Here is a 25,552-nt window from a genome sequence, read left to right on the forward strand (position 1 = left end):
GCGCGGCGCTCGGCATCGCGCTGCGCCGGCTGCGCCGGACCACCGCCTCGTAGCATCGTCACCCCCCTCCCTTCCGCCGGATCCCTACCGGTCGATCTCCTCGAACAGCGCCTCCCACCGGTCCAGTACGACCGGCAGCCGCAGCGGCGCGACGTGCTCGCGCGCGGCCCGTCCGTAGCGCTCGCGCAGCCCGGCGTCCGTCATCAGCTCCCGCAGGGCCGCCGTGAACGCCCCGGTGTCGCCGGGCGGTACGAGCGTGCCGGTGCGGCCGTGGCCGACCAGCTCGCGGACGCCGCCCGAGAGGTCGAAGCCCACGCACGGCACCCCGGCCGCCGACGCCTCGGCCAGGGCCATCGGCCGGCCCTCGCGTTCACTGGTGAGGGCGACGACGGACAGCTCGCGATAGGCGGCGGCCATCTCCCGCACGCTGCCGCGGAACCGGACGCGGCCGGCGATGCCCAGGCGCCCGGCCCTGGCCCGCAGCTCCGCCTCCAGGGGGCCCTCGCCGAACAGGTGGAGCTCCCAGCCCCCCTGGCCGGCGGAGGCCGCCGCGAAGGCGTCGAGGAGGCGGTCCAGTCGCTTGACCGCCTCCAGCCGTCCGACGGCGCCGACGCGCCAGGTGTCGAGCGGGGCGGGCGGGCCGGGCTCGAACGGCAGCGGGTTGGGCATCACGGTCGCGTTCGGCAGCCGCCGGCGGCGGAACTCCGCCGCGTCCGGCTCGCTCAGGAACACCGACTTCTCCAGCTCCGGGTAGTGGCGCAGGATCAGCCGGAGGTTCTCGGAGCGGGACGCCTGGAGGAACGACTCGTGGTACTGCCCGATGCCCTTCAGGTGCGGCCACCGCACGGCCCGCAGCCAGACCGCGGCCCACGGCGAGCCGATGAGGAGGCAGCCGTCCGGCACGGCGGCGAACCGCTCCTCCAGCACGCGCCGGGCGCGGTCCCGCTCCCGCCGTTCGGCGCGTGCCGCGCGCAGGCGGGAGGGGCTCAGCCGCTCGGCGAGGGAGCGGGCCCGCCAGGGCGGCCGGGGCGGTGAGGCGTAGAGGGTGGTGTGCCGGTAGGCGGGGTCGGCGACGTAGGTGTGGGGTTCGGGGCTGGGCCGGATGCCGATCAGGTCGACGCGGTGGCCGCGCTCGGCGAAGCCCTGCGCGAGGGTGTGCAGGACGCGCTGCGAGCCGCCCATGGAGTCCACGTCGATGCCGACGAGGAACAGATCGCGCGGTGTCACCGGTCCCTCCCCTCGAAGAAGAGGTCGACCACGGCCTTGCTCGCGCGCCCGGTCTCGTAAGGGTTGAACCGGGCCTGGAACCGCCCGTACGCCCCGGCCCACTCCTCCCGCACCGCCGTCAGGTCGGCGAGCGCCGCCGCCAGTTCGTCCACGGTGGTGAGCATGGGGCCGGGCGCGATGTCGGGGAGCTCGTAGTAGGTGCCGCGCGCGGTGGAGCGGTAGTGCTCGTAGTCGTCGGTGTAGAGCAGGATGGGGCGGCCGGTGTTGGCGTAGTCGAACATCACCGAGGAGTAGTCCGTCAGGAGCGCGTCGGAGGCGAGCAGCAGGTCGTTCAGCTCGGGGAACTCCCGGCCGTCGCGGACCGCGTGGCCCAGCTCGCGGGGCACGTCGAACCGCTCGTAGTAGTGCGGGCGGACGATGACCGTCCACTCCTCGCCGGTGCGCCGGACCAGCTCCGCGAGGTCCACGCGCACCGACTCCCCCGTGCCGCGCGCGCCGTCGCGGAACGTCGGCGCGTACAGCAGCACCTTGCGGCCGGCGGGGATCTGGAGGGCCTCGCGGACGGCGGCGGCGCGGTCGCGCTGCTCGGGGTCGTTCCAGCGGACGAGCGCGTCGTTGCGGGGCAGGCCGGTGCGCAGCAGCGGGCCGGTGTAGCCGTTGGCGCGCACGAAGGTCCGCTCGAATTCGGGGCTGGGGGCGATGAGGGCGTCCCAGCGGGCGACCATCTCGCGGTGCTGCCGCTGCCGTTCGGGACCGGCGAGGCGCAGCTCGGGGACGTCGAAGCCCATGTGCTTGAGCGCCTGCCCGTGCCAGGTCTGCAGATAGCGGGTCCCGGGCCGCTTGCCGTAGGGCTGCGGGAAGCCGTGGGAGTCGACCCAGTAGCGGGCACGGGCGACCGTGCGGACGTACTCCCAGCTGCCGCGTCTGACGAGCTGCACCCCCTCGGGATAGGAGGCGCGGTTGCCGGAGTACGACCAGACGGCGCGCAGCGGGAGGGAGCGACGCTGGAGCTCCTCGTGGAGGGCGCGGGGGCTGTCGGCGTAGCCGCGGCCCTCCAGTGCCTCGAAGACGACGAGTCCGTCGTCGATGGGGAGCTTCTGGAGCTCGTGGTAGGTCAGGGCCTTGGCGCGGGGCCCGGTGACGCGGCGGGTGAGGCGCTGGATCCGGCGCCGGGCGGGCTTCAGGCGGGGGGCGACGGCCTCGGCGCGGCCGAGCGCGCCCGCGCGCTCCCAGGTGAGTTCGAGCCGGCCGGCGCCGTGGCCCTCGCAGCCGATGCGCAGGGTGTGCCCGGTGAGGGGTCCGTGCTGCGGGAGCCGGGTGGTCAGCGGGGTGAGGCCGGCCGGGGCGAGGAGGGGGTCGGTGCGGGTGACGCCCCTGCGGGAGAGGGCGATCACCGGGTGGCGCCTGCCGCGGAAGCCCTTGACCTCCAGGGGGATCAGGCGCGGGTCGAGGTCGATCTCGGCGGTGCGGTGGCCCGGGGCGCCGTCGGGGCCGGTCCGGGGCGGGTCGTAGCGGAACGGCACGGTGAGCGGGTCCGCCGTGGTGGCGATGCGCAGTTCGGCGCCGAGGGGGCCGGGGTCGGAGAGCAGCAGCGCGGGGTCGTAGGTGTGCACCCGGACGCGCAGGGCCTCGCCGGCGGGGTCGAGGCGTGCCACCTCGTGGCGCAGGGGGCCGGTGGCGAAGGGCTGTTCGTCCAGGCGCCAGGCGGTGATGTCCAGTCCGGCCGCGGCCGCGGGGTCCGTGGGGGGCGTCCGTCCCCAGTACACGCGCCCGGCCTCCCGGGTGATGTGGCGGGGGGCGAGGTGGGGGCGGTCGAGGGTGCGGGCGCACTCGGCGGCCTCCTCGAACCGGCCGGCGCCCAGCAGGTACTGGCAGATCTGCTGCTCGCGGGGGACGGCGGCGAGCGCCCGGGGGGCGAGGGTGCGCAGGTAGGGCGTGACCGCGGCGGCGAACTCCGCGATCCATCCGCGGTCGCGGAAGGGCAGGTCGCCGAGGTAGAGGCGCAGGTCGTGGCGGAGGAACTTCTCGTCCTTGGCCGGGCGGAGGTCGGCGTTGCCGCTCTCCTCCAGGAAGGCGTCGATGAGCCGGGCCGCGGTGACGCGGTCCTCGACGTTGGGGATGCGATGGCGGCTGGAGGAGATGGACAGGTGGGCGGGGTCGGCGGCGAGCCACCAGGTGTAGACGGGCCAGGGGACGACGGCGAAGCGGTGCGCGAGGGTGAGGGCTCGGGCGGTGAAGAGCTGGTCCTCGTAGTGCATGTCCTCGGGGAAGCGCAGCCGGTGCCGGGCGAGGAAGTCGGCGCGGTAGAGCTTGTTGGTGGAGAGGTGGTCGAGGAAGTACTCGGGGGCGGCGCGGAGGCCGTCGACGACGCGGACGTCGGTGAAGAGCTCGGGATACCACAGGCCGGTGGTGCCGCTCTCCTCGAAGTGCCGGGTCACCTCGCCGGTGACCAGGTCGGCGCCGGTCTCCTCGGCGGTGAGCAGCAGGGATTTGCAGGCGTGGTAGGGCAGTTCGTCGTCGCTGTCGAGGAACATCACGTAGGGCGCGACGGCCGCGTCGATGCCGGCGTTGCGCGGGGCCCCGCATCCGCCGCTGTTGACGGGCAGGCGCAGGCAGCGCACCCGGGGGTCGGCCTCGGTCAGCGCGCGGGCGGCGGCGAGGGTGCCGTCGGTGGAGCAGTCGTCGACGATGATCACTTCGAGGCCGTGCAGCGACTGCCCGAGCACCGACCGCACGGCGCGCGGCAGCCGCTCGGCGTCGTTGTAGGCGATCACGACGACGCTGACGTCCGGGCCGGGGCGGCGACGGCCGGGGAGGGGCTGCGCGATGGTCACACGTCACCTCGTTTCGGAGCGATCGGATCGATCGGCGCGACCGGGGCAATCCGAGCGATCAGGGTGATTCACCGGATCACGGCCACTACGAAGAGAGTAGACGCGACCACTGACAGTCACCTCTCCCGCCGCCCGCGACCGCGTCCGCCATGCCTGCGCGGCCAGCACCGCCGCCACCCCGGTGATCATGACGATGTCCTTGAAGGCGTGCCGCTGGGCCCCCTCCAGATACGGCCAGCGCACCCCTATGAGCTGCGGCAGCAGCGCCAGCCAGAACCACACCGACCGCGCCGCGCTCCCCCGCTCCACCACCGACGCCACGAGCGCGGGCAGCACCACCAGCATGTAGTGCAGAAATGACGGCCGGGAGACGAGGAACGCGGCGAGCATCAGCAGCGACGCGCACTCCACGAGCCGCATCCGCTCCGGCCCGCCCGCCCGCCACCGCAGCCGGGCGAGCGCGAGCACACCCACCGCCGCCGCTGCCGCGAGCGCGAGGGCCGCCAAATGGGGCACGCCCAGCCGGGGCAGCACGGTCGTCCAGGAGGCGTCGAACGGCCGGGCGTAGTCGTCCTGACCGTGCAGCAGGAACGGCAGCGTCCGGGTGAAGAACAGCCCCGGCCGGGGCATGGCCAGCGCGGCCAGCACGGACACCACCACCGGGATGCCCACGGCCCAGGCCAGCGCCCGCCACCGCCGGGCCAGGACGAACAGCACGTACAGCGGTACGAGCATCGGCTTCAGCGCGACCGCCACCCCGATCACGCACGCGGCCGCGCACCAGCGCTCGCGCAGGATCAGCAGCAGCGCGACGGGAAAGGCGACGGCCGAGACGACCGTCCAGTTGCCGAGGTGGACCAGGCCGTGGAAGGGCAGGAACACCCCGAGCCCGGCGGTCACGGCCGCCGCGAGCCTGCTGTCCGCCCGGATGCCGAAGATCCGCAGGGACAGCGCCACGCCCACCAGGACCAGCAGGGCGGTGACGACCGGCACCGCGTGGAAGAGCACCCGGTCGTCGACGACCGTCTGGGGCAGCGCCGCGAACACCGCGCCCGGCAGATAGAGGAACCGTTTGTCCGCGTACGGCGAGCCGCCGTCGAGCAGCGCCCTGGCCGCGCGCACCACGACCGCGTTGTCCATGCCCGCCCGCGGATTGGCCATGACCCGTGCCACGTCCAGCCCGCACACCGCCAGGGCCGCGAGCAGCGCGGGCCACGGGGCGCGCCCGCGCAGCCACCGGCCGACCCCGGCGGGCGCGCCCGCCGCGTTCCCGGCACCGTCGGGGGCGTTCACCGCACCACGACCTCGGACAACACGAACCCGGCGGGGCCGCGCACGGCCTTCCTCAGCGCCGGGTCGCCCTGCGGCAGCCCCGCGCGGCCGCCCTTGTGCAGCACCCATCGCACGCCGTACTCCTTGAGGATGCCGAGCCGTTCGGCCCGGGAGGCGGCCGGGGCGAAGTAGCGGCGGGTCGCCTCCCACCGGCGCCCCTCGTCGCGAAGGAAGACATCGGGGTAGGCCGGCGCCACGGTGTACGGCCCGTAGGCCGGGATCATCCGCAGCGCGTAGTAGTTGTCGGTCATCACCGTCGCCCCCTTGGGCACCTCGCGGGCCACCCAGCGGAAGGACGGCCACGGCGCGATCCTGTGGACGTGCCGCAGGACCGGCGGCACGGCGGCCGGGCGCAGGACGTACGTGAGCACTCCCGCCTGCGTCCAGGCGCCGATGCCCAGGACGAGGGCCGTCAGCGGTACGAGCAGGTCGCGCGGCCGCCGGCCGGCCACCTCGATCGCGAGGGCGAGCTGGGCCGGGATCAGTGCGGCGGGCAGGATCCGCCCCCACGCCTGGTGGCCGGTGAGCCCGCCCAGCGCGAAGACGGCGGCGCCCAGCACGAAGAAGAGCGCCAGCGGGTCGCGGCGGTCGCGCCACCAGCGCACGGCGAGCGCCCCGACGCCGAGGAGCACCAGGCAGAACTTCGTCCCCAGGTGGTCGTAGAGCGGCCGGTGGATGGCGTCCAGCCCGTCGGCCCCGAGCAGCGAGAAGAAGGGGTAGTACGGCCAGCAGGCGAGCACCGCCAGGGCCGGCACGGCCACTGCGGCCATGCGCACCCACGCCGCGCCCGTCGGCCACGGCCGGGCGCCCAGCAGCAGGGCGGCCGCCCCGAGCACGGCCACCGCGCCCGTGAACGGATGGGCGAGCACCACGACCGCCGGCAGCAGCCCGAGCCCGAGGTGTCCGGGCAGCCCCCAGCCGTGGGCGAGGGCCCCGCGCAGCAGCGCCCACAGGTGGAAGGCGAGGGCGAGCGCGAAGGTGCTCGGATAGGCGAGCGTCAGCGCCAGCGAGGTCAGGCCCGGGAACCCGCTCCAGGCGAACAGCCGCACGCCGTAGAGCAGCAGGAGGCACAGCAGCGCCATCGGGACGGCGCTCCTGGCCCGGGTGAAGGTGCGCACGAAGGCGCTCACCCCGGTGACCAGCAGGACGAGGTCGACGACGGCGGCCGCCCGCAGCACCGAGAACGTGTCCCAGCCGGTCGCCGCGCCGAGCAGCGCCAGCAGGACCGTCCACGGGGAGACGTACGGGCTGGGGGTGTCCGCGTCCACCAGCGGGTTGCCCGGGTGGAGGAGGTCGGTGCGCAGCCGTTCCAGGACGGCGGCGTGCATGCCCAGGTCGCCGGCCCACGGCAGTCGGACCGCCATGAGCAGCAGCAGGACGACCAGCAGCAGGGCGGCGCCTGCGGCCGCCCCGCGCGGGGCGGCCGGCCGCGGTCGCGTGACCCCGTGTGCCACCGGGGTCACGCGGTCAGCGGGCGCGGTCGCCGGCAGCACGGGCGGCCCTCGCGCGCAGTCTCCACGGCATGGCCACGGATTCCAGCTGGACGGACAGGTTCATCTTCGACTCGCCGGCGGTCCGGTCCTCGAAGTGGATCGGCACCTCCACGACGGTGTGGCCGGCGCGCAGCGCCCGGTACTTCATCTCGACCTGGAAGCTGTAGCCCGCGCTGTCGACGGTGTCGAGGTCGATGGCGCGCAGCGCGCCGGCGCTCCAGAGGTTGAAGCCGCCGGTGATGTCGCGGACGCGGGTGCCCAGGATCGTGCTGGCGTAGGCGTTGGCCCAGCGCGAGAGCAGCTTGCGGTGGGCGGCCCAGGCGGCGGAGAGGGAGCCACCGGGCACGTACCGGCTGCCGACGACGACGTCCGCGCCGGTGGCGAGGGCGACGCCGAGCAACTCGGGGACCTTGCCCACCGGATGGCTGCCGTCGGCGTCCATCTGGAGGACGTAGACGGCGCCTTCGTCGACGGCGCGGGCCATCCCGGCGGCGTAGGCGCGGCCGAGGCCGTCCTTGGCGGTGCGGTGCAGGACGGCCATGCGGGCGCGGTCCGGGGCGTTGAACCGCTCGGTGAGATCCTCGGCGATCTTGCCGGTGCCGTCGGGGCTGTTGTCGTCGACGACCAGCAGCCGCAGCCCCTCCAGCGGCAGCGACATGAGCGCCTCGGCCATCGCGGGGAGGTTGTCCGCCTCGTTGTACGTGGGCATCACCACGGTCGTCGCGGTCCGGCCCCACTCCGGCGGGAGCGGGGCGACGGCGGGGGTGCGGTTTGCGCTCATGTGCCTGTCCTTGTCGTGGGGCCGGCCGGTGCGGGGTCAGACGGCGGAGAAGCGGATGGCGGCGTCGGGGATGGCCGTGCCGCACCAGACGCGGGCGCCGTCGCGGAGTTCGTTGTCCGCGCCGATCACGGCGTGGTCGCCGATCACGGCGCCGTCCAGGACGGTCCGCGGACCCACCCGGGCGCGGTGGCCGATCATGCTCGCCCGTACCCGCGCGCCCTCCTCGACCCGCGCGCCGTCCAGGACGACGGAGCCCTCGACGTCGGCACCCGCCGCGACGTACGCCCCGGCGCCGACGACCGTGCCGCCGCCCACCCGGGCACCGGCCTCGACATGGGCGCCGGGCAGCAGCAGGAACTCGCCCGGCTCGCCGGGGACGGCCGGGGAGCGCACGACGCCCCGTACGAGGTCGGCCGACGCCTGGACGAAGGAGGCGGGGCGGCCGAGGTCGAGCCAGTACGAGGCGTCGACGACGCCGTGCAGCAGCGCGCCGGAGGCCAGCAGCGCCGGGAAGGTCTCGCGCTCCACGGACACCGGGCGTCCGGTGGGGATGGTGTCGATGACGTCGCGCCGGAAGACGTACGCGCCGGCGTTGATCTGGTCGGTGACGATCTCCTCGGGGCGCTGCGGCTTCTCGGTGAAGGCCAGGACGCGCCCGTCGGGCCCGGTGGGCACCAGGCCGAAGGCGCGGGGGTCGGCGACCCGGGTCAGGTGCAGGGTGACGTCGGCCCGGGCCCGCTCGTGGCGGCGCAGCAGGTCCCGGATGTCGAGGCCGGTGAGGATGTCGCCGTTGAAGACGAGCACGGGGTCACGGGGGCCGCCCGAGAGGGCCTCGGCGGCGGCGCGGATGGCACCGCCGGTGCCGAGCGGTGCGTCCTCGGTGACGTAGGTCAGGCGCAGCCCGTGGGCGGAGCCGTCGCCGAAGTAGGGCTCGAAGACCTCGGCGAGATAGGAGGTTGCCAGGACGACGTGGTGCACCCCGGCGGCCGCGGCGCGGGCCAGCTGGTGGGCGAGGAAGGGCACACCGGCGGCGGGGACCATCGGCTTCGGCGTGTTGAGGGTGAGCGGCTGGAGCCGCGTTCCCTTGCCGCCGACGAGCAGTACCGCCTCTGTCATGCCACTGTCCTCGCCGTCGTCATCGCACTGTGTCAGTTTTTGCGGCAATTTACACTACAATCTGTTGTCTGCTGCAAAATGTCTGCTTTGCGTGGCGCGCGTAGTGGGAGAGGCCCTTGCGACCCTTGCGACCGAGGACACCCCGGACACCGGGCGAACCCGGGCCGCCGACGGCGTCCCGCCCGGCGGGCCTGCTGGCGCTCGGACGGGAATTCGCGAAGTTCGGCACCGTCGGCGGGCTGGGCATCTTCGTCAACCTCGCGGTCTTCAACCTCTGCCGGACGACCACGGAGCTCCAGGTCGTGCGATGCAGCGTGATCGCGACCCTGGTCGCCATCGCCTTCAACTACCTGGGCCTGCGCTACTTCGCCTACCGGGACCGCGACAAGAGCCACCGCAGCAGGGAGATCGCCCTCTTCGCCGCGTTCAGCGCCGTCGGCCTGGTCATCGAGAACGGCGTCCTCTACGTCGCCACCTACGCCTTCGGCTGGGACACACCGTTCCAGAACAACCTCTTCAAGTTCCTGGGCATCGGCGCCGCCACGCTGTTCCGCTTCTGGTCCTACCGCGCCTGGGTGTTCCGGGCACTGCCGCACCACGCGCGGCATACGGGCCACGACGATCCCTCGCGTCACGGTGAGCCCTCGAACAACAAGAGCAACCCTGCCGCGTACCACCCCGAGACCACCGCACCTCCACCGTAGAGACACACCCGCACCCCCAGCGGAGCACGCGCGAGCGGCCGGGCCACCAACAGCAGCGGAACCGGCAGGAAAGGCAGCATGAAGCGCGGCTTGGACAGCGGCGAACCCGGCGTGCCCACCATCAGCACCCACGCCCCGGCGACCAGCACCACCAGCGGCCACGGCACGCTCCGGTCCAGCGCCAGCGCCAGGACGGCCACGGCCGTCAGCAGGATCAGCGCGAGCAGGACGAGGTTGCGCACGTCCGTGACCCGGCCCTCGCGCCCGTAGAGCAGGATGTCCTTCAGGACGTGCGCGGTGCCGCGGCCGAAGTCGAAGGACTGTCCCCAGGCCCGCTCGGCCTCGAACCAGCCGTCCACGCGGCCCACCTTGCCGCCCAGGAAGAGCCAGCTGCCCAGCAGCCCCAGCGGCGCGACCGCCATCGCCACCCACGGCCGCCAGCCGTCCCGGTGCCGCAGCGCCGCCCAGCCGGCCGCCAGGACGACCGTGCCGATCAGCACCGTCGCCGTCGGCCGCACCGTGCCCGCCAGGACGCACAGCCCCGCGGCCCCCAGCCAGCGACGCGCCAGCAGGGCCACCATCGCCCAGACGAGGGCCGCGCTGAACACCGCCTCGGAGTACGGCACCCACAGCGCGAAGGCGTACGGCGAACACGCCCACAGCGCCACACACGCGTACCCGGCGCCCGGGCGCCCGCCGACGGCGCGTACGAGCACGTACACCCCGGAGGCGGCCACCGCGCCGGCACAGAAGGAGACCACCACCCCGGCATACGCCACGGGGAGTGCGGTCAGCAGATGCACGCCCCGGATGAGGGCGGGGACGAGCGGGAAGAAGGCCAGCCGGCTGAAGGCGGGTTCGCCGTCGTCGCGGTAGAGGATCTCCCGCGGATAGCCGCGCGAGGCGATGTGCAGGTAGTTGCCACTGTCCCAGCGGCGCAGCAGCTCCTCCGTGCCGCGCCCGAGGTGATGGCTGATCAGCAGCAGGACGGCGAAGCCGAGCGCGGCCACCGCGAGGTGGAGGGCGGCCGCGAGGGCCGCCTCCCGGCGGAGGGAGGCGGGGGCGGTCTCCTGGCGCACCGGGGCGGGGGTCACCCGTGAGAGGACCTTCATCCGTCTCTCTTAACACGGCACAACCCGATAAAAGGGGCGGCCCCGGGGATTTCGCCCCGGGGCCGCCTTTGGTTCACTCCGCCGTCAGCTGTGCGTCCGCAGCAGCGTCCGCATCGTCCTCATCGCGACGGAGAGATTCGCCAGGTCGAACGCGTCCGAGCCGCGGATCTCGTCCAGCGTGGTGCGCGCACGGACCAGGATCGCCGCGTTCTTCTCCTCCCACGCCCGGAACCGCTCCTCCGGCGTCGCCGCGCCGTTGCCGACGGACAGGATGTCCGCGGTCAGCGCCGCGTGGGCCGCGTAGAGGTCCTCACGGATGGAGGCGCGGGCCATGGACTGCCAGCGGTCGGAGCGCGGCAGCTCGATGATCCGGTCCATCAGCTGGGTGATGTGCAGGCGGTCACCGAGGTCGTAGTAGACCTCGGCCACGTCCAGCGGCTCCTTGCCGGTGCGGTCGGCGACGGCGACGATGTCCAGCGCCGGGAAGGCGGAGGAGAAGCCCGCCACCCGCACGGCCAGGTCGTCCGGCACGCCGGCCTCGACGAGCTCGTCGTGGATGGACTGCCACCACTCGCTGTCGGCGCCCTTGAGCAGCTTCGGCAGCTGGAACCAGACCGCCGCCACGCCGTCCCGGAAGAACTCGATGGTCTCGGCGAGCTGGAGCGGCTGCGGCCGGTTGTTGAGCAGCCAGCGCGTGCCGCGCTCGACCAGCCGGCGCCCGTGCAGCCGGATGCGGGTCTGCACATCGGCGTCGACCCGGTTGTCCAGCGCCTCGACGGCGTCCCAGACCTTGCCCAGGCCGAAGATCTCCCGGGCCGCGGTCTGCGCCCGGACGATCTCCTCCAGCGACGCGCCGGTCTCCTCCCGCAGCCGGTGCAGGAAGGTCGAGCCGCCGCTGTTGACCGTGTCGTTGACCAGGACGGTGGTGATGATCTCCCGGCGCAGCGGGTGCGTGTCGACGTGCTCGCCGTACGACTCGCGCAGCTGCCGCGGGAAGTAGGCGAAGAGCAGCCGCTCCAGGTACGCGTCGTCCGGCAGCTCGGTGCCGAGCAGCTCCTCGGCCGTGGTGATCTTGATGTAGGCGAGCAGGACCGCGAGCTCGGGCTGGGTCAGGCCGCGCCCGGCGGAGAGCCGCTCGCGGATCTGCCGGTCGGTGGGCAGGAACTCCAGAGACCGGTCCAGGTGCCCGTCGCGGGTCAGCCGGCGCATGATCCGCTGGTGGGCGTGGAGCAGGCTGGGCGCCTGGGCGACGGCGTTGGCCAGTGCCACGTTCTGCGCGTAGTTGTTGCGCAGCACCAGCTCGCCGACCTCGTCGGTCATCTCGGCGAGCAGCTTGTTGCGCTGCTTGACGGTCATATCACCGTCGGTGACGAGACTGTTGAGCAGGATCTTGATGTTCACCTCGTGGTCGGAGGTGTCCACGCCGGCGCTGTTGTCGATGGCGTCCGTGTTGATCCGCCCGCCGGTGGACTCCGGGCCCCCGGACAGCGCGAACTCGATCCGACCCAGCTGCGTCAGACCCAGGTTGCCGCCCTCGCCGACGACCTGGACCCGCAGGTCCTGGCCGTCGACGCGGATCGCGTCGTTCGCCTTGTCGCCGACGTCGGCGTGCGACTCGGTGGACGCCTTGGCGTACGTGCCGATGCCGCCGTTCCACAGCAGGTCGACCGGCGAGCGCAGGATCGCCTTCATCAGCTCGGCGGGGGTCATCTTGGTGACGCCCGCCTCGATGCCGAGGGCTTCCCGCACGTGCGCGTTGATGGGGATCGACTTGGCGGTGCGGGGGTGGATGCCACCACCCGCGGAGAGCAGCTTGGTGTCGTAGTCGGCCCAGGAGGAGCGGGGCAGCTCGAAGAGCCGGCGGCGCTCCGCGTAGGAGACGGCCGCGTCCGGGGACGGGTCGAGGAAGATGTGCCGGTGGTCGAAGGCGGCGACCAGGCGGATGTGCTCGGAGAGCAGCATGCCGTTGCCGAAGACGTCACCGGACATGTCGCCGACGCCGACGACCGTGAAGTCCTGCGTCTGGGTGTCGTGGCCCAGCTCGCGGAAGTGGCGCTCGACCGACTCCCAGGCACCGCGGGCGGTGATGCCCATGCCCTTGTGGTCGTAGCCGGCCGAGCCGCCGGAGGCGAAGGCGTCGCCGAGCCAGAAGCCGTAGGACTGGGCGACCTCGTTGGCGATGTCGGAGAAGGTCGCGGTGCCCTTGTCGGCGGCGACGACGAGGTAGGTGTCGTCCTCGTCGTGGCGCACGACGTCCTTCGGCGGCACGACCTCGCCGCCGACCAGGTTGTCGGTGATGTCGAGCAGACCGGAGATGAAGGTCTTGTACGAGGCGATGCCCTCGGCCAGCCACGCGTCGCGGTCCACGGCCGGGTCCGGCAGCCGCTTGCCGACGAAGCCGCCCTTGGCGCCGACCGGCACGATGACGGTGTTCTTCACCATCTGCGCCTTGACCAGGCCCAGGACCTCGGTACGGAAGTCCTCACGCCGGTCCGACCAGCGCAGACCGCCGCGCGCGACCTTGCCGAAGCGCAGGTGCACACCCTCGACGCGCGGGGAGTAGACCCAGATCTCGAACGCGGGGCGCGGAGCTGGCAGGTCGGGGATGGCCTGCGGGTCCAGCTTGATCGACAGGTAGGCGTGCGGGGTGCCGTCCGCCGTCCTCTGGCTTCCCCCTTCGCTTCCCGCGCTGACGCGCTGGAAGTGATTGGTCCGCAGCGTGGCCTTGATGACCGTGAGGAAGGCCCGCAGGATGCGGTCCTCGTCCAGGCTCGCGACCTGGTCGAGGGCGCCGTCCAGCTCCTCCAGCAGCCCGTCGGTCAGCTCGCGGCCGGCGCGCTGGAGCGCCGGCGACATCCGGGCCTCGAAGAGGTTGATCAGCAGGCGGGTGGTGTGGACGTTGCTGCTGAGGGTGTCCTCCATGTACGCCTGGCTGAACGGGGAGCCCGCCTGCCGCAAGTACTTGGCGTAGGCCCGCAGCACCATTGCCTGGCGCCAGTCCAGTCCGGCGCGCAGGACGAGCTTGTTGAAGTTGTCGTTCTCCGCGGCACCGGTCCACACCGCCGCGAAGGCGTCCTGGAAGCGACCGCGCGCGTCGTCGCCGCCCTCGATCCGCTCGGGCATCCGCAGACCGAAGTCGTAGATCCACGCGGTCGTCCGGTCCGAGCAGCGCAGCTCGTACGGGCGCTCGTCGACGACCTCGACGCCGAGCCGGTGCAGGACCGGCAGGACGGCGGAGAGGGAGACGGGCTCACCCGTGCGGTAGATCTTGAAGCGGCGCTCGTCGGGGCCCGCGCCGACCGGCTCGTAGAGGCTGAGCTCGAAGTCGTGGCCACCGCCGGCCTTGGTCAGCTTCTCCAGGTGACCGAGGTCGGAGACGGCGCCGCGGGGGCTGTGGTCGGCCTTGTAGCCCTCGGGGAACGCCTGGCCGTAGGTGCGCAGCAGCTCGGCGGCGCGCTCCTCGCCGGCCTCGGCGGTCAGCGTCTCGGCGAAGCCGTCGGCCCAGGAGCGGGCGGCCTCCACCAGGCGGGCCTCGATGCGCTCGACATCGGCGTCGGTGAGGTGGGACAGGGTGGAGCCGGCGGGCACGCGCACGACGAAGTGCAGCCGGGACAGGACCGACTCGGTGTTCCAGGCGGTGAAGTCGACGCTGGTGCCGCCGAGCTCCTCCTTGAGGATGTCGATCAGCCGCAGCCGCACGCCCGTGGTGTAGCGGTCGCGCGGGAGGTAGACCAGGGCGGAGTAGTAGCGCCCGTAGGTCTCCTGGCGCAGGAAGAGCCGCAGCCGGCGGCGCTCCTGGAGGTAGAGCACGCTGGTGACGATGGCCCGCAGCTGGTCGGCCGGGGTCTGGAACAGCTCGTCGCGCGGGTAGGTCTCCAGGATCTGGAGGAGGTCACGGCCGTCGTGGCTGTGCGGCGTGAAGCCGGCGTCCTCCAGGACCTGGGCGACCTTGCGGCGGACGACGGGCACGCGGCGCACGGACTCGGTGTACGCGGCGGAGGAGAACAGGCCCAGGAAGCGGCGCTCACCGATGACGTTGCCGTCGGCGTCGAACTTCTTCACCCCGACGTAGTCGAGGTAGGAGGGGCGGTGCACGGTGGCGCGGCTGTTGGCCTTGGTGAGGACGAGCAGCTTGTGCTCGCGGGCCTTGGCGCGGGCGTCGGCGGGGAGCCGGTTGAAGGACGCCGAGACGGGGCCGGCGTGGTGGCCCTCGTCGTGGTGCGTGGGGTCGGAGCGCAGGATGCCGAGGCCGGTGCCGGGGACGGCGCTGAGGACGTCCTCCCCGTCATCGTCGGTGGAGACCTTCGTCAGCTCGTACTCGCGGTAGCCCAGGAAGGTGAAGTGATCGGCGGCCAGCCAGCGCAGCAGCTCGCCGGCCTCGCCGGTCTCCGCCTCGGAGACGTCACCGGGCAGGGGCTCCCCGGGCAGGCCGTCGGCGATGCGCAGCGCGGCGTCGCGCATCTTCGACCAGTCCTCGACGGCCTCACGGACGTCGGAGAGCACGCGCAGCAGGTCGGCGGTGATCTGCTTGAGGTCGTCGCGGTCGGTCTCGCGGTCGATCTCGACGTGGATCCAGGACTCGGTGACGGCGTCGTGCGGCAGCACGGCGTCCTTGCCCGCGCCGTGGGCGTCGCAGTGGGAGCCGAGGACCTCCAGCAGGCGGCCGGTGACATCACGGCGCACGACGACCTGCGGGTGGATCACGACATGGATGCCGCGGCCCTGGCGGGAGAGCTCATTGGTGACGGAGTCGACCAGGAAGGGCATGTCGTCGGTGACGACCTCGACCACGGAGTGGCTGCACGTCCAGCCGTTCTCCTCGACGGTCGGGGTGTGCACGCGGACGTTCGCGGTGCCCTGCGGCCGGTTCTCGGCGAGCCGGTAGTGCGAGAGCGCGGCGCCGAAGACGTCGACCGGATCCCGGCCGCTGAGGTCCTCGGGGGCGGTGTGCAGGTAATAGCGCTGGAGGAACGCGTTCAGGGTCTCCGGGTCGAGGGTGCCCTCACCCTTGGGCCCAGTCGGTTGTTGCCCCCCGGCCGGGCTGTTCTCAGCGACGCGAGCCGCCCGTTCGAGCAACTCGGCCTTGGCTTCGTCCAGCTTGGTCTGCATGTCCTCTGGCTCCTGTCGCGCGCCGTTGCGTGACATAGGTGGTGGAGGCATCACGCCGCGACACGGGGTCTCCGGTCGTCTTCGACGGTATGCCGGAATGAGGGGGGACCGGGGCGCTCTTGACGAAGTTCGTCCGAGGTGCCCGGCCCGGGGAATCAGCGGCGGCCCGGGTGCGGTGGCACTCCGGGCGCAGGGCAGGAGCGCCGTCGCCCCTGCTGGATATCGCGCTGATCACCTGGTAAGGCTATCGCTCTTCACCCGGGAACCGTCATGAGCTGTTTGTGTACAAAACCTGGGGCCGAACTTTGACGGTATGGACAGCGACGCGGTGGCCGAAAACCGTCACCCCGCGAGTCTGCCCCGCCCCGCGAGCCTCTCCGCCTCCAGAACCGCCTCCGCCAGGCTGTCCACCACCGGCACCCCGGCGGGGACGAGACTGGCCCGGCTGTGCGACCCGCCCGTGTACAGCACCGCGTGGGCGCCCACGTGGGCCGCCGCCACGGCGTCGTCCAGGGCGTCGCCGATGACGATCGTGTGCCGGGCCGGTATGCCGTCGAGCCCGGCGAGGTGGCGGACCATGTGCTCGGCCTTGCTGCCGCCGGAGGGGCCCGTCCGGCCGTCGACCCGTATGAACCTGCGCTCGATGCCGAAGCCGCGCACCAGCGGCAGCAGCTCGTCGTGCCCGTACATCGACATGATCGACTGGGTGCCGCCGGCGCCCTGCCAGCGCGCCAGCAGGTCCTCGGCGCCGTCCGCGAGAGCGCACCGCACGCGGTGGTCCTGATAGTGCCGGTGGAAGACCACGTCCATGTGGTCCCACTCGGCCTCGCTGGGCAGGCGGCCCATCAGCCGTTCGTAGAACCTCGGGATCGGCACACAGTACAGCTCGCGGTACCGCTCCAGCGTGATCGGATCCAGGCCGAGCTCCGCGAAGGCGGCGTTGGTCGCGGCGATGACCGCGTCGATGTCGTGGAACAGCGTGCCGTTCCAGTCCCAGACGATGTGTGCCCCGTGCTTCCCCATGAACCAGACCGTACCCATCGGGTCCGACAACGCGCCTCAGGGGCGCGCCCCGGCTGTCCGCCGGCCGCCGGAGCAGGCCGGGGATCCCTCAGAGAAGGCCGGGGATCTCCTGGACGCCGAACCACATCAGCTCGTGGTCCTCCGCGTCGTCCACGGTGGACCGCGCGTCGTCGTCGCCCCCGTCCGCGGCGTCCAGCGCGGCCGCCGCGGCGACGATGCCGGGCTCGGCGTCGCCGGAGTCGAGGTGCACGGCCGCGGCCTTGGCCAGCGGCACCGCCGCGGGGAGGCGCACCGCGCCGATCGCGTCCTGCTCCGGGGCGCGACCGGGGTCGGCGGCCACGGCGCCGTCGGCGACGTCCAGCGCGACGACCACCCGCCGGCGGGCGGCGTCCGGGTCGGCGGCCAGCAGGCGCAGGGAACGGGCGGCGGCGCGGCCCAGGGCCGCGTACTCCAGCTCCTCGACGTCCTCGCTGGCGTACCACTCGCGCAGCTCGGGGGTGACGGCGTAGGCGTCCAGCGGCGCCGGGCCCAGCTGCCCGGTCCTGTGCGCCTCGGCTAGACCGGAGAGGGTCAGGGGGACGTAGACGCGCATGACAGCCGCTTTCCTGAGGGTCCGAAGGACATACCAACCGTGCCTGTCAGCATACGGGCGCGAGTCCCCCTTCGAAGTGCCGGGAGCCCTCTCCGGGGCGTGCCCGCCCAGCCCGCCCGATCGCCGTTTCCGCAGGCCGGGAGCATGATCTTTAGCGGGTGTCGCCCGGATAGGTGAACGTGGCCGGCCCGGTGGGCCCCGCCCGTCCGTCCTTGTCGGCCCCCGGATGCGCCGATAGAAGATCACCCACCAAGCTACCGCCCGGTATCGCGCCGGGCCGGCGACCACGGGGGCGATCACGCATGCACAGGACCACCGGCTCCAGCAGGCCCGGCAGCGGCAGGCCCCGCCCGGGCGGGCCCGGCGGGGCCGGGACCGCGCCGCCGCGGCGCACCGACAGCCGGCGGCCCCGGCCGGACCTCGCGGCACGGCTGCGGCAGCGCCAGGGGCAGCCGCGCTACTGGTTCGCCGACCGGCTGCTGCTCACCCTCAGCGGCCAGCGGCCCGTGCACTGGATGCTCGGGCACACGCTGGGCTCCGCGTACGACCGGCTCGCCGCCCTGGCGCCCCGGGCACCGCTGCGGCCGGCGCCACCGGGACGGTCCCCCTTCGTCCGCGAGTGCGGGGAGTTCTCGCCCCGCCCGGGTGTGATCGAGGCGTTCGCCCGCATCGACTCCGGCGGCCGGCTGCACGCGCTCGCCTTCCGTCTGGAGCGCGGCACGGACCTGCGCTGGCGGTGCTCGGCCGTCGAGCTGGCCGGGGTGCGCGCCTGAGGACGGGAACGGGGCGTGGGCGGGACTCCTCGCAAGGTGTCCCGCCCACGCCCCGGGCCGTCCGGATACGTCTTCCGGCCTACTTCTTGCGGCGGCGGCCGCCGCTGTTCTTCTGGGCCTTGCGGCGCTCGGCGCGGGTCATGCCGTCCGCCGGGGAGCGGGTCGGTCCGTCACCGTTGGCCCAGTCGCCCTCGACGACACCGCCCTCGCCGTCCACCGTCGGCGCCGAGAAGTGCAGCCGGTCGGGGCGCTGCGGGGCGTCCAGGCCCTTGGCGCGGATCTCGGGACGGGCACCGGCGGGCACCACGTCCTGGACCTCCTTCTCCAGGGACGGGCTCTCCGCCTGGACGGGGACCTCCTCCAGCTGCTGGTCGACCTGGACCTCCAGGTTGAACAGATAGCCGACGGACTCCTCCTTGATGCCCTCCATCATGGCCTGGAACATGTCGAAGCCCTCGCGCTGGTACTCCACCAGGGGGTCCTTCTGGGCCATCGCGCGCAGGCCGATGCCCTCCTGGAGGTAGTCCATCTCGTAGAGGTGCTCACGCCACTTGCGGTCCAGGACCGACAGCACGACGCGGCGCTCCAGCTCGCGCATGATGTCCGAGCCCAGCTGCTCCTCGCGGGCCGCGTACTGCTCGTGGATGTCGTCCTTGACGGACTCGGCGATGAACTCGGCGGTGATGCCCGCGCGGTCGCCGGCCGCCTCCTCCAGCTCCTCGATGGTGACCTTCACCGGGTAGAGCTGCTTGAACGCGCTCCACAGCCGCTCCAGGTCCCACTCCTCGGCGAAGCCCTCGACGGTCTCCTGGCGGATGTAGTCGTCGATGGTGTCGTCCATGAAGTGCGTGACCTGGTCCTGGAGGTTCTCGCCCTCCAGGACGCGGCGGCGCTCGCCGTAGATGACCTCGCGCTGGCGGTTGAGCACCTCGTCGTACTTCAGGACGTTCTTGCGCGTCTCGAAGTTCTGCTGCTCGACCTGGGACTGGGCGGAGGCGATGGCGCGGGTGACCATCTTGTTCTCGATCGGCACGTCGTCGGGGACGTTGGCCATGGCCATGACGCGCTCGACCATCTGGGCCTTGAACAGGCGCATCAGGTCGTCGCCCAGCGACAGGTAGAAGCGGGACTCGCCCGGGTCGCCCTGTCGGCCGGAGCGGCCGCGCAGCTGGTTGTCGATGCGGCGCGACTCGTGGCGCTCGGTGCCGAGGACGTAGAGGCCGCCGAGCGACTTGACCTCCTCGAACTCCGCCTTGACCGCGGCCTCGGCACGCTCCAGGGCGCCGGGCAGCGCTGCCGCCCACTCCTCGACGTGCTCCACCGGGTCCAGGCCCCGCTGGCGCAGCTCGGCCTCGGCGAGGTCGTCGGGGTTGCCGCCGAGCTTGATGTCCGTACCACGGCCGGCCATGTTGGTCGCGACGGTCACGGCGCCCTTGCGGCCGGCCTGGGCGACGATCGACGCCTCACGGTCGTGCTGCTTGGCGTTGAGCACCTCGTGCTGGATGCCGCGCTTGGCGAGCTGCTGCGAGAGGTACTCCGACTTCTCGACGGAGGTGGTGCCGACCAGGATCGGCTGGCCCTTCTCGTGCTTCTCCGAGATGTCGTCGACGACCGCGTCGAACTTGGCGACCTCGGTGCGGTAGATGAGGTCGGACTGGTCCTTGCGGACCATCGGCCGGTTGGTCGGGATGGGCACGACGCCGAGCTTGTAGATCTGGTGGAACTCGGCGGCCTCGGTCATCGCCGTACCGGTCATGCCGGAGAGCTTGGAGTAGAGGCGGAAGAAGTTCTGCAGGGTGATCGTGGCGAGGGTCTGGTTCTCGTCCTTGATGTCCACCCCTTCCTTCGCCTCGATCGCCTGGTGCATGCCCTCGTTGTAGCGGCGGCCGGCGAGGATACGGCCGGTGTGCTCGTCGACGATCATGACCTCGCCGTCGATGACGACGTAGTCCTTGTCCTTCTTGAACAGTTCCTTCGCCTTGATGGCGTTGTTCAGATAACCGACGAGCGGGGTGTTGACCGACTCGTAGAGGTTGTCGATGCCCAGCCAGTCCTCGACCTTGGCGACACCGGCCTCGTGGATGGCGACGGTGCGCTTCTTCTCGTCGACCTCGTAGTCGCCGGTCTCCTCGACGCCCTTCTGCGGGTTGGCCGGCTCGCCCTTCTTCAGCCGGGTGACCAGCTTGGCGAAGTCGCCGTACCACTTGGTGGCCTGGTCGGCCGGGCCTGAGATGATCAGCGGCGTACGGGCCTCGTCCACCAGGATCGAGTCGACCTCGTCGACCACGGCGAAGTTGTGGCCGCGCTGCACCAGCTCGTCCTGCGACCACGCCATGTTGTCGCGCAGGTAGTCGAAGCCGAACTCGTTGTTCGTGCCGTACGTGATGTCGCAGCCGTACATCTCGCGGCGCTGCGCCGGGGTCATGTTGGCGAGGATGCAGCCGACCGACAGACCGAGGAACTTGTGGACCCGGCCCATCATCTCGGAGTCGCGCTCGGCCAGGTAGTCGTTGACCGTGATCAGGTGGACGCCCTTGCCCGAGAGGGCGTTCAGGTACGCCGGGAGCGTGCCGACGAGGGTCTTGCCCTCACCGGTCTTCATCTCCGCGACGTAGCCCAGGTGCAGCGCGGCGCCGCCCATCATTTGGACGTCGTAGTGGCGCTGGCCGAGGACGCGCTTGGCCGCCTCACGGACGGTGGCGAACGCCTCGGGGAGCAGGTCGTCCAGGCTCTCACCGTCGGTGAACCGCTGCTTGTACTCGTCGGTCAGAGCCCGCAGCTCGGCGTCGGAGAGGGTGAGGAAGTCCTCTTCGATGGAATTGACCTGGTCCGCGATGCGGTGCAGCTTGCGCAGGATCTTGCCTTCTCCTGCACGCATGATCTTGCCGAAGACGGACACGTAGGCTGACTCCTTGCCGGTCGGGCCTGGCACTGGTGTTACCCCCCACCGCCGGGCAGGGGGAGGGTGCGCGGGCACGACGGGACAGTCCCCGCCGCAACGGCCATCGTAAGCGAGGACCCCACCGCGCCGGGAGGTCCGTCATCGCCTGGTCCAGGTGTCACCCGCACGGGGAACGAACGGCGTGCCCGGAAGGTGCCGGGCGGGCGAAATCCGGGCGACGGCCCGCAAACCCGTCCCTACACTCCGTTCATGGAACCGATACAGCTGATCACCGAGCGTCTGCTGCTGCGTCCGTTCACGCCCGCCGACGCCCCCGCCGTGCTCGCCGCGTGCCAGGACCCGGAGATCCAGCGCTGGACCACCGTGCCCTCGCCCTACACGGCCGACGACGCCCGCGCCTTCATCGAGGACGTCAGCCCCGCCGGGTGGCGCGACGGCACCTCGTACGGCTTCGGCCTCTTCTCCCGCGACGACGGCCGGCTCGTGGGGGCCATGGGCCTGGAGCGGCTGGCGCAGCTGCGCGCTCCCGAGCGCCAGGCCGAGCTCGGTTTCTGGACGGCCAAGGAGGCGCGGGGGCGCGGGTACACCGTGGAGGCCGGGCGCGCGGTGGTCCGCTGGGCGTTCGAGGAGCTGGGCGCGGAGCGCCTGGAGTGGGTCGCGGAGGCGGGCAACGAGGGGTCGCGCGCCGTGGCCCTGAAGCTGGGGTTCCGGATGGAGGGCACCCAGCGCTCCAAGCTCGTCCACGCGGGCACCCGCCGCGACGCCTGGGCCGGCGCGCTGCTGCCCTCGGACCTCGGACTGCCCCAGCGGACCGCCCACCTGCCGTTTCCCGGCCGCGGCTGACGGCGCCGGGACGCGGTCGGGACGTTGTCGGTGGTCGGCTCTAGGGTGGCGTCATGGTCTCCACGATGACAACTGCCGCCCGTGGCAAGGGCCGTGCGCCCGAGGCCCGGCTCTCCTCCGACGAGGCGCGGCGCCTGGCGCTGCGCGCCCAGGGCCTGCTCGGCGCCCCGGACCGGCGGGCCGGGGTGCGCGGGACGCTGCGGCGGCTGGGGGCGGTCCAGCTGGACACCATCTCGGTGCTGGCCCGTTCGCACGAGCTGGTGCCGTACGCCCGGCTGGGCGCGGTCGGCCGCACGGCGGTGGAATCGGCGTACTGGACGCCGCGCCCGGCGGGAGCGCCCATCACACACCCCCACAGCTTCGAGTACTGGTCGCACGCCGCCTGCATCCTGCCCATCGAGGAGTGGCCGCTCTTCGCGTTCCGGCGACGGGCCTTCCAGGCGCGCGGGCACCGCTGGCACGTGATGAAGGACGGCGAGCGCTCCTGCGCCGAGGTCCGTGACCGGCTCAAGGCGGAGGGCCCGCTGACGGCCACGGAGTTGGGCGGCGCCAAGAACGGCGGCGAGTGGTACGACTGGTCCGAGACGAAGATCGCGGTGGAGTGGCTGCTCGACACGGGCGAGGTCGTCTGCACCGAGCGGCGCGGCTGGCGGCGGGTGTACGACCTGGCCGAGCGGGCCGTGCCGGAGGCGCTCTTCCACGACGACCTCGACGACGCCGAGTGCATACGGCGACTGGTCGCGCAGGCGGGTGCGGCGATGGGAGTCGCCACCCGGGCCGATCTCGCGGACTACCACCGGCTGAAGGCGGAGCAGGTGGACGCCGTCATCGAGGGCACGGGCCTGGTGCCGGTCGAGGTGGCGGGCTGGTCCAGGCCGGCCTGGGCGGACCCGGCGGCGCTGGCCGAGCCGACGCGGGGCCGGCACCGCACGACGCTGCTGTCGCCCTTCGACTCGCTGATCTGGGACCGGCCACGCACGGAGCGGATCTTCGGCTTCACCCACCGGCTGGAGGCGTACACCCCGAAGGCCAAGCGGATCCACGGATACTTCGCGATGCCGCTGCTGACGGGCGGCCGGCTGGCGGGCCGGGTCGACCCGGGCCGCGAGGGCGGCACGCTGGTGGCCCGGCAGGTCTCGCTCGACGGAGGCAAGTCCGTGGAACCGATGGCCCGGGCGCTGCGGGAGGCGGCCGAGTGGGTGGGCTGCGACTCCGTACGGATCGAGCGCTGCGACGACGCGCAGCTGGCCGCCGCCCTGGCCGTGGCCCTGACGGACTGAAGCGGCAGCGGGCGGCATCCGAGGACACCGGCGGCGGTGGGCGGGTCTCTTGTGGGGACCCGCCTCAGGCGGACCCGCTCACCGGATCTCCAGGATCTTCTCCCGCATCGCGTAGACCACGGCCTCCATCCGGGAGTGCAGCTGAAGCTTCTCCAGGATGTTGCGGACGTGGTTCTTCACGGTGTTCTCGGAGATGAACAACTCCTTGGCGATGTCGCGGTTGTTCATACCGGTGGCGACGAGCTTGAGCACTTCCAGCTCGCGGTCGGTCAGCCGCGGCGCCGGGACGAGCCGGCGCTCGTCGGTGCGCTGGATCATCGACTTGAACTCGGTCAGCAGCTTGGACGCCATCGACGGGCTGATCTGCGACTGGCCGTCGGCGACCGCCCGGATCGCGGTCGCGACCTCGTCGGTGGAGATCTCCTTGAGGAGATAGCCGGTCGCCCCCGCCTTGATGGCGTCGTAGAGGTCGGCCTCCTCATCACTGATCGTCAGCATGATGATCTTCGCACTGGGGGCCACCTCCTTGATGGAGGTGCACGCCTCGATGCCGCCGCGCCTGGGCATCCGCACATCCATCAGCACGATGTCGGGCAGCAGGTCGGCGGCCTTGTCCACGGCCTCCGCGCCGTCCCCGGCCTCGCCCACGACCTGGATGTCCTCCTCCTGGGCCAGGACGATCTCCAGCCCCCGGCGGAAGAGCGCGTGGTCGTCCACCACCAGGACCCGGATGGGCTCCTCGCGCGCGCTGCCCCGGTGCTCGCCGGCGCATTCGTCGTCGTCCTCGCCGGGCACCAGTACGGGCCCGAACCTGTCCGCCATCGTTCCTCCCCCTGAAGGCCCCTGAAGGCCCAGAGCCCCTCGCGGTGGTTGCACAGAGTTACGTACGCCCCAACCGGTTTTCGCGGACCGGTCGTTGGCCGCCCGGCCATGATTTCACGGCGGGCGGCCGGGCGGTGCTTCCACGGTCGCACGGCGGTGCCCCGGGAGCGTCGGGACGCTCCGGGGGCACCGTTCAGGGTGGGGACGGACTCACGCCGCGGGGGGCCGTGAGCCGGTGGGGTCAGCCGCCGAGCGCTCCGCCGGCGCCGCCGGGCTCCGCCTCGAAGAGGGGGTCGGCATTGAGGCGGATGACGCCGTAGTCGTAGGCGTGCCGGCGGTAGACGACACTGGGCAGCTTGGTCTCGGTGTCGACGAACAGATAGAAGTCGTGGCCGACCAACTCCATCTCGTACAGCGCCTGGTCGAGCGCCATGGGGGCGGCGGTGTGGGTCTTCTCGCGGACCACCAAGGGGCCTTCGCCCCGGATCTCCAGCGATCCCATATGGGTGACCGGGACTCCGTCCACCGCCTGCTCCGCGACGAGTTCACCGCTGTCGGTGAGTTCGGCGGTGCCGTTCACGGCCGCCCCGACATCGCTCGCGGGAATGCGTCCGTTGCCCCTGCGGGTGTGACGCTTGTCGTTCTGCTTGCGCAGCCGCGCCTCCAGCTTGCCGGCGGCCAGGTCCAGCGCGGCGTACGGGTCGGCGGCCGCGGCCTCCGCCCGGATCACCGGGCCGCGGGACCGCACGGTGATCTCCACTCGGTCGGAGCGGTCTGCCTGCCTGGGGTTGGGCTCTTTGGACACCTCGACGTCGAGGCTGATCACCTTGCCGTCGAGCTTCTGGATCTTGTCCAGCTTCAGCTTCTCGGCCACGTGCTTGCGAAAGCGCTCGGGCACCTCGGTCTTGCGGCCTTTGACGACGATGTCCACGCAGAACTCCGTTCCCGGATCGCCCCGCCGAAGGTGCGAGGCGCATCCCTCTTGCATCAAGCCCCGGGGATACCCGGAGCCACCGACTAGGCGGTTTCACCTCCTCCTCCCCCATCGACAAGATCTACACCCCATCGACTTCAAGCTTCCGCGAATGCGCGCGAAACGCGCCAATCGGAGATATGAGGCATAGCGCTTGCCATTCCTCACAACCGAACATATCTCGCTCGGACGCCTGTCGGTAGCCCCTACTGGGACGTACCTCCATTCAGGTGTTCTCCTGCCGTTTCCATGAGTAACGAAGAGCGTTCACGGTCGGTTCCGGTTGTTGTCGAAGGCGCGCTCCGGGGCGGCCACCACCGCGGCGCCCAGCACCCGCGCGCCCGCTCCGCGGAGCGCCCGGGCGGCCTCCGCCAGCGACGCCCCGGTCGTCATGAGGTCGTCCACCAGCACCACCGGGCCTTCCATGGTCAGCAACCGCTCGCGGCGTTCTGCTCTCCCGGCTACCCCCAGTGCCCCCGCGACATTCGCCCTCCGCTCCCGCGCGCCGAGGCCGGACTGGTCGGCGATCGCCCTGCGCTGCCGCAGTACGGCCACCACGCGTGCGGGCGTGCCCGTCCCGCGCAGCGCCCCCGCGGCGGCCAGCGCGACGCGCCGGCCCGGATCGTGCCCCCGTGC

Annotated in this window: 18 protein-coding genes; 4 read left to right on the forward strand and 14 right to left on the reverse strand. The window is 72.3% G+C overall.

Annotated elements, in window-relative coordinates:
- Positions 1-84 precede the first annotated feature (84 nt).
- The 6 genes from J7E86_RS21385 to J7E86_RS21410 all read right to left on the reverse strand — a co-directional run bounded on the left by J7E86_RS21385 (position 85) and on the right by J7E86_RS21410 (position 8,783).
- Positions 85-1,227 carry a glycosyltransferase gene (locus tag J7E86_RS21385; protein WP_308312666.1) on the reverse strand — a complete coding sequence of 381 codons (1,143 nt, stop codon included), beginning with the start codon at positions 1,225-1,227 and terminating at the stop codon, positions 85-87.
- Entirely contained in the window at positions 1,224-4,061 is a 2,838-nt protein-coding gene (locus J7E86_RS21390; protein WP_308312667.1) for a CDP-glycerol glycerophosphotransferase family protein, read from the reverse strand. The genes J7E86_RS21385 and J7E86_RS21390 overlap by 4 nt, the downstream gene beginning before the upstream one ends.
- A 3-nt stretch (positions 4,062-4,064) precedes the next feature.
- Positions 4,065-5,354, reverse strand: coding sequence for a glycosyltransferase family 87 protein (locus tag J7E86_RS21395; protein WP_308312668.1), 1,290 nt, complete (start codon positions 5,352-5,354; stop codon positions 4,065-4,067).
- Entirely contained in the window at positions 5,351-6,757 is a 1,407-nt protein-coding gene (locus tag J7E86_RS21400; protein WP_251019482.1) for a hypothetical protein, read from the reverse strand. Before J7E86_RS21400 ends, J7E86_RS21395 begins: the two co-directional genes overlap by 4 nt.
- A gap of 103 nt (positions 6,758-6,860) precedes the next feature.
- A complete protein-coding gene (locus tag J7E86_RS21405; RefSeq protein ID WP_215083345.1) occupies positions 6,861-7,667 on the reverse strand; it encodes a polyprenol monophosphomannose synthase in 807 nt (268 codons plus the stop codon).
- Between the two features lie 36 nt (positions 7,668-7,703).
- A complete protein-coding gene (locus tag J7E86_RS21410; RefSeq protein ID WP_215083346.1) occupies positions 7,704-8,783 on the reverse strand; it encodes a sugar phosphate nucleotidyltransferase in 1,080 nt (359 codons plus the stop codon).
- A gap of 191 nt (positions 8,784-8,974) precedes the next feature.
- On the opposite strand from J7E86_RS21410, the gene J7E86_RS21415 reads away from it, so the two are divergent.
- Positions 8,975-9,487: a GtrA family protein gene (locus J7E86_RS21415; RefSeq protein ID WP_374223837.1), complete on the forward strand. Its 513-nt coding sequence runs from the start codon at positions 8,975-8,977 to the stop codon at positions 9,485-9,487.
- Here J7E86_RS21415 and J7E86_RS21420 read toward each other — a convergent pair.
- The 4 genes from J7E86_RS21420 to J7E86_RS21435 all read right to left on the reverse strand — a co-directional run bounded on the left by J7E86_RS21420 (position 9,415) and on the right by J7E86_RS21435 (position 17,323).
- Positions 9,415-10,599: a hypothetical protein gene (locus J7E86_RS21420; protein WP_215083347.1), complete on the reverse strand. Its 1,185-nt coding sequence runs from the start codon at positions 10,597-10,599 to the stop codon at positions 9,415-9,417. The genes J7E86_RS21415 and J7E86_RS21420 overlap by 73 nt on opposite strands.
- A gap of 84 nt (positions 10,600-10,683) precedes the next feature.
- Entirely contained in the window at positions 10,684-15,708 is a 5,025-nt protein-coding gene (locus J7E86_RS21425) for an NAD-glutamate dehydrogenase (protein WP_215083348.1), read from the reverse strand.
- Between the two features lie 342 nt (positions 15,709-16,050).
- A complete protein-coding gene (locus J7E86_RS21430; RefSeq protein WP_215083349.1) occupies positions 16,051-16,731 on the reverse strand; it encodes an HAD family hydrolase in 681 nt (226 codons plus the stop codon).
- A gap of 88 nt (positions 16,732-16,819) precedes the next feature.
- The gene (locus J7E86_RS21435; protein ID WP_215083350.1) at positions 16,820-17,323 is read right to left on the reverse strand and encodes a hypothetical protein; all 504 of its coding nucleotides are present in this window, start codon (positions 17,321-17,323) and stop codon (positions 16,820-16,822) included.
- A gap of 302 nt (positions 17,324-17,625) precedes the next feature.
- Here J7E86_RS21435 and J7E86_RS21440 point away from each other — a divergent pair, with 302 nt between their 5' ends.
- A complete protein-coding gene (locus J7E86_RS21440) occupies positions 17,626-18,096 on the forward strand; it encodes an Rv3235 family protein (RefSeq protein ID WP_251019478.1) in 471 nt (156 codons plus the stop codon).
- Positions 18,097-18,175: 79 nt separating this feature from the next.
- Here the strand turns inward: J7E86_RS21440 and secA are convergent, their stop codons facing one another.
- On the reverse strand, positions 18,176-20,995 hold the full coding sequence (secA, locus tag J7E86_RS21445; protein ID WP_215083351.1) for a preprotein translocase subunit SecA: 2,820 nt from the start codon (positions 20,993-20,995) through the stop codon (positions 18,176-18,178).
- A gap of 252 nt (positions 20,996-21,247) precedes the next feature.
- Here secA and J7E86_RS21450 point away from each other — a divergent pair, with 252 nt between their 5' ends.
- Together J7E86_RS21450 and J7E86_RS21455 are read left to right on the forward strand one after the other, a co-directional pair.
- On the forward strand, positions 21,248-21,841 hold the full coding sequence (locus J7E86_RS21450) for a GNAT family N-acetyltransferase (protein WP_215083352.1): 594 nt from the start codon (positions 21,248-21,250) through the stop codon (positions 21,839-21,841).
- A gap of 53 nt (positions 21,842-21,894) precedes the next feature.
- Positions 21,895-23,121, forward strand: a complete 1,227-nt coding sequence (locus J7E86_RS21455) for a winged helix-turn-helix domain-containing protein (RefSeq protein WP_251019479.1) — start codon at positions 21,895-21,897, stop codon at positions 23,119-23,121.
- Positions 23,122-23,199: 78 nt separating this feature from the next.
- Here the strand turns inward: J7E86_RS21455 and J7E86_RS21460 are convergent, their stop codons facing one another.
- From J7E86_RS21460 to J7E86_RS21470, 3 genes are all read right to left on the reverse strand, one after another.
- Positions 23,200-23,943 carry a response regulator transcription factor gene (locus tag J7E86_RS21460; protein ID WP_215083353.1) on the reverse strand — a complete coding sequence of 248 codons (744 nt, stop codon included), beginning with the start codon at positions 23,941-23,943 and terminating at the stop codon, positions 23,200-23,202.
- 241 nt (positions 23,944-24,184) lie between these two features.
- Positions 24,185-24,874, reverse strand: a complete 690-nt coding sequence (gene hpf / locus J7E86_RS21465) for a ribosome hibernation-promoting factor, HPF/YfiA family (RefSeq protein WP_374223836.1) — start codon at positions 24,872-24,874, stop codon at positions 24,185-24,187.
- 309 nt (positions 24,875-25,183) lie between these two features.
- Positions 25,184-25,552 (reverse strand): ComF family protein (locus tag J7E86_RS21470; RefSeq protein WP_285439741.1); only part of this gene is annotated, 369 nt, incomplete at its 5' end.

Source organism: Streptomyces sp. ISL-11 (assembly GCF_018614525.1).
In the GTDB taxonomy this organism is placed as follows: domain Bacteria; phylum Actinomycetota; class Actinomycetes; order Streptomycetales; family Streptomycetaceae; genus Streptomyces.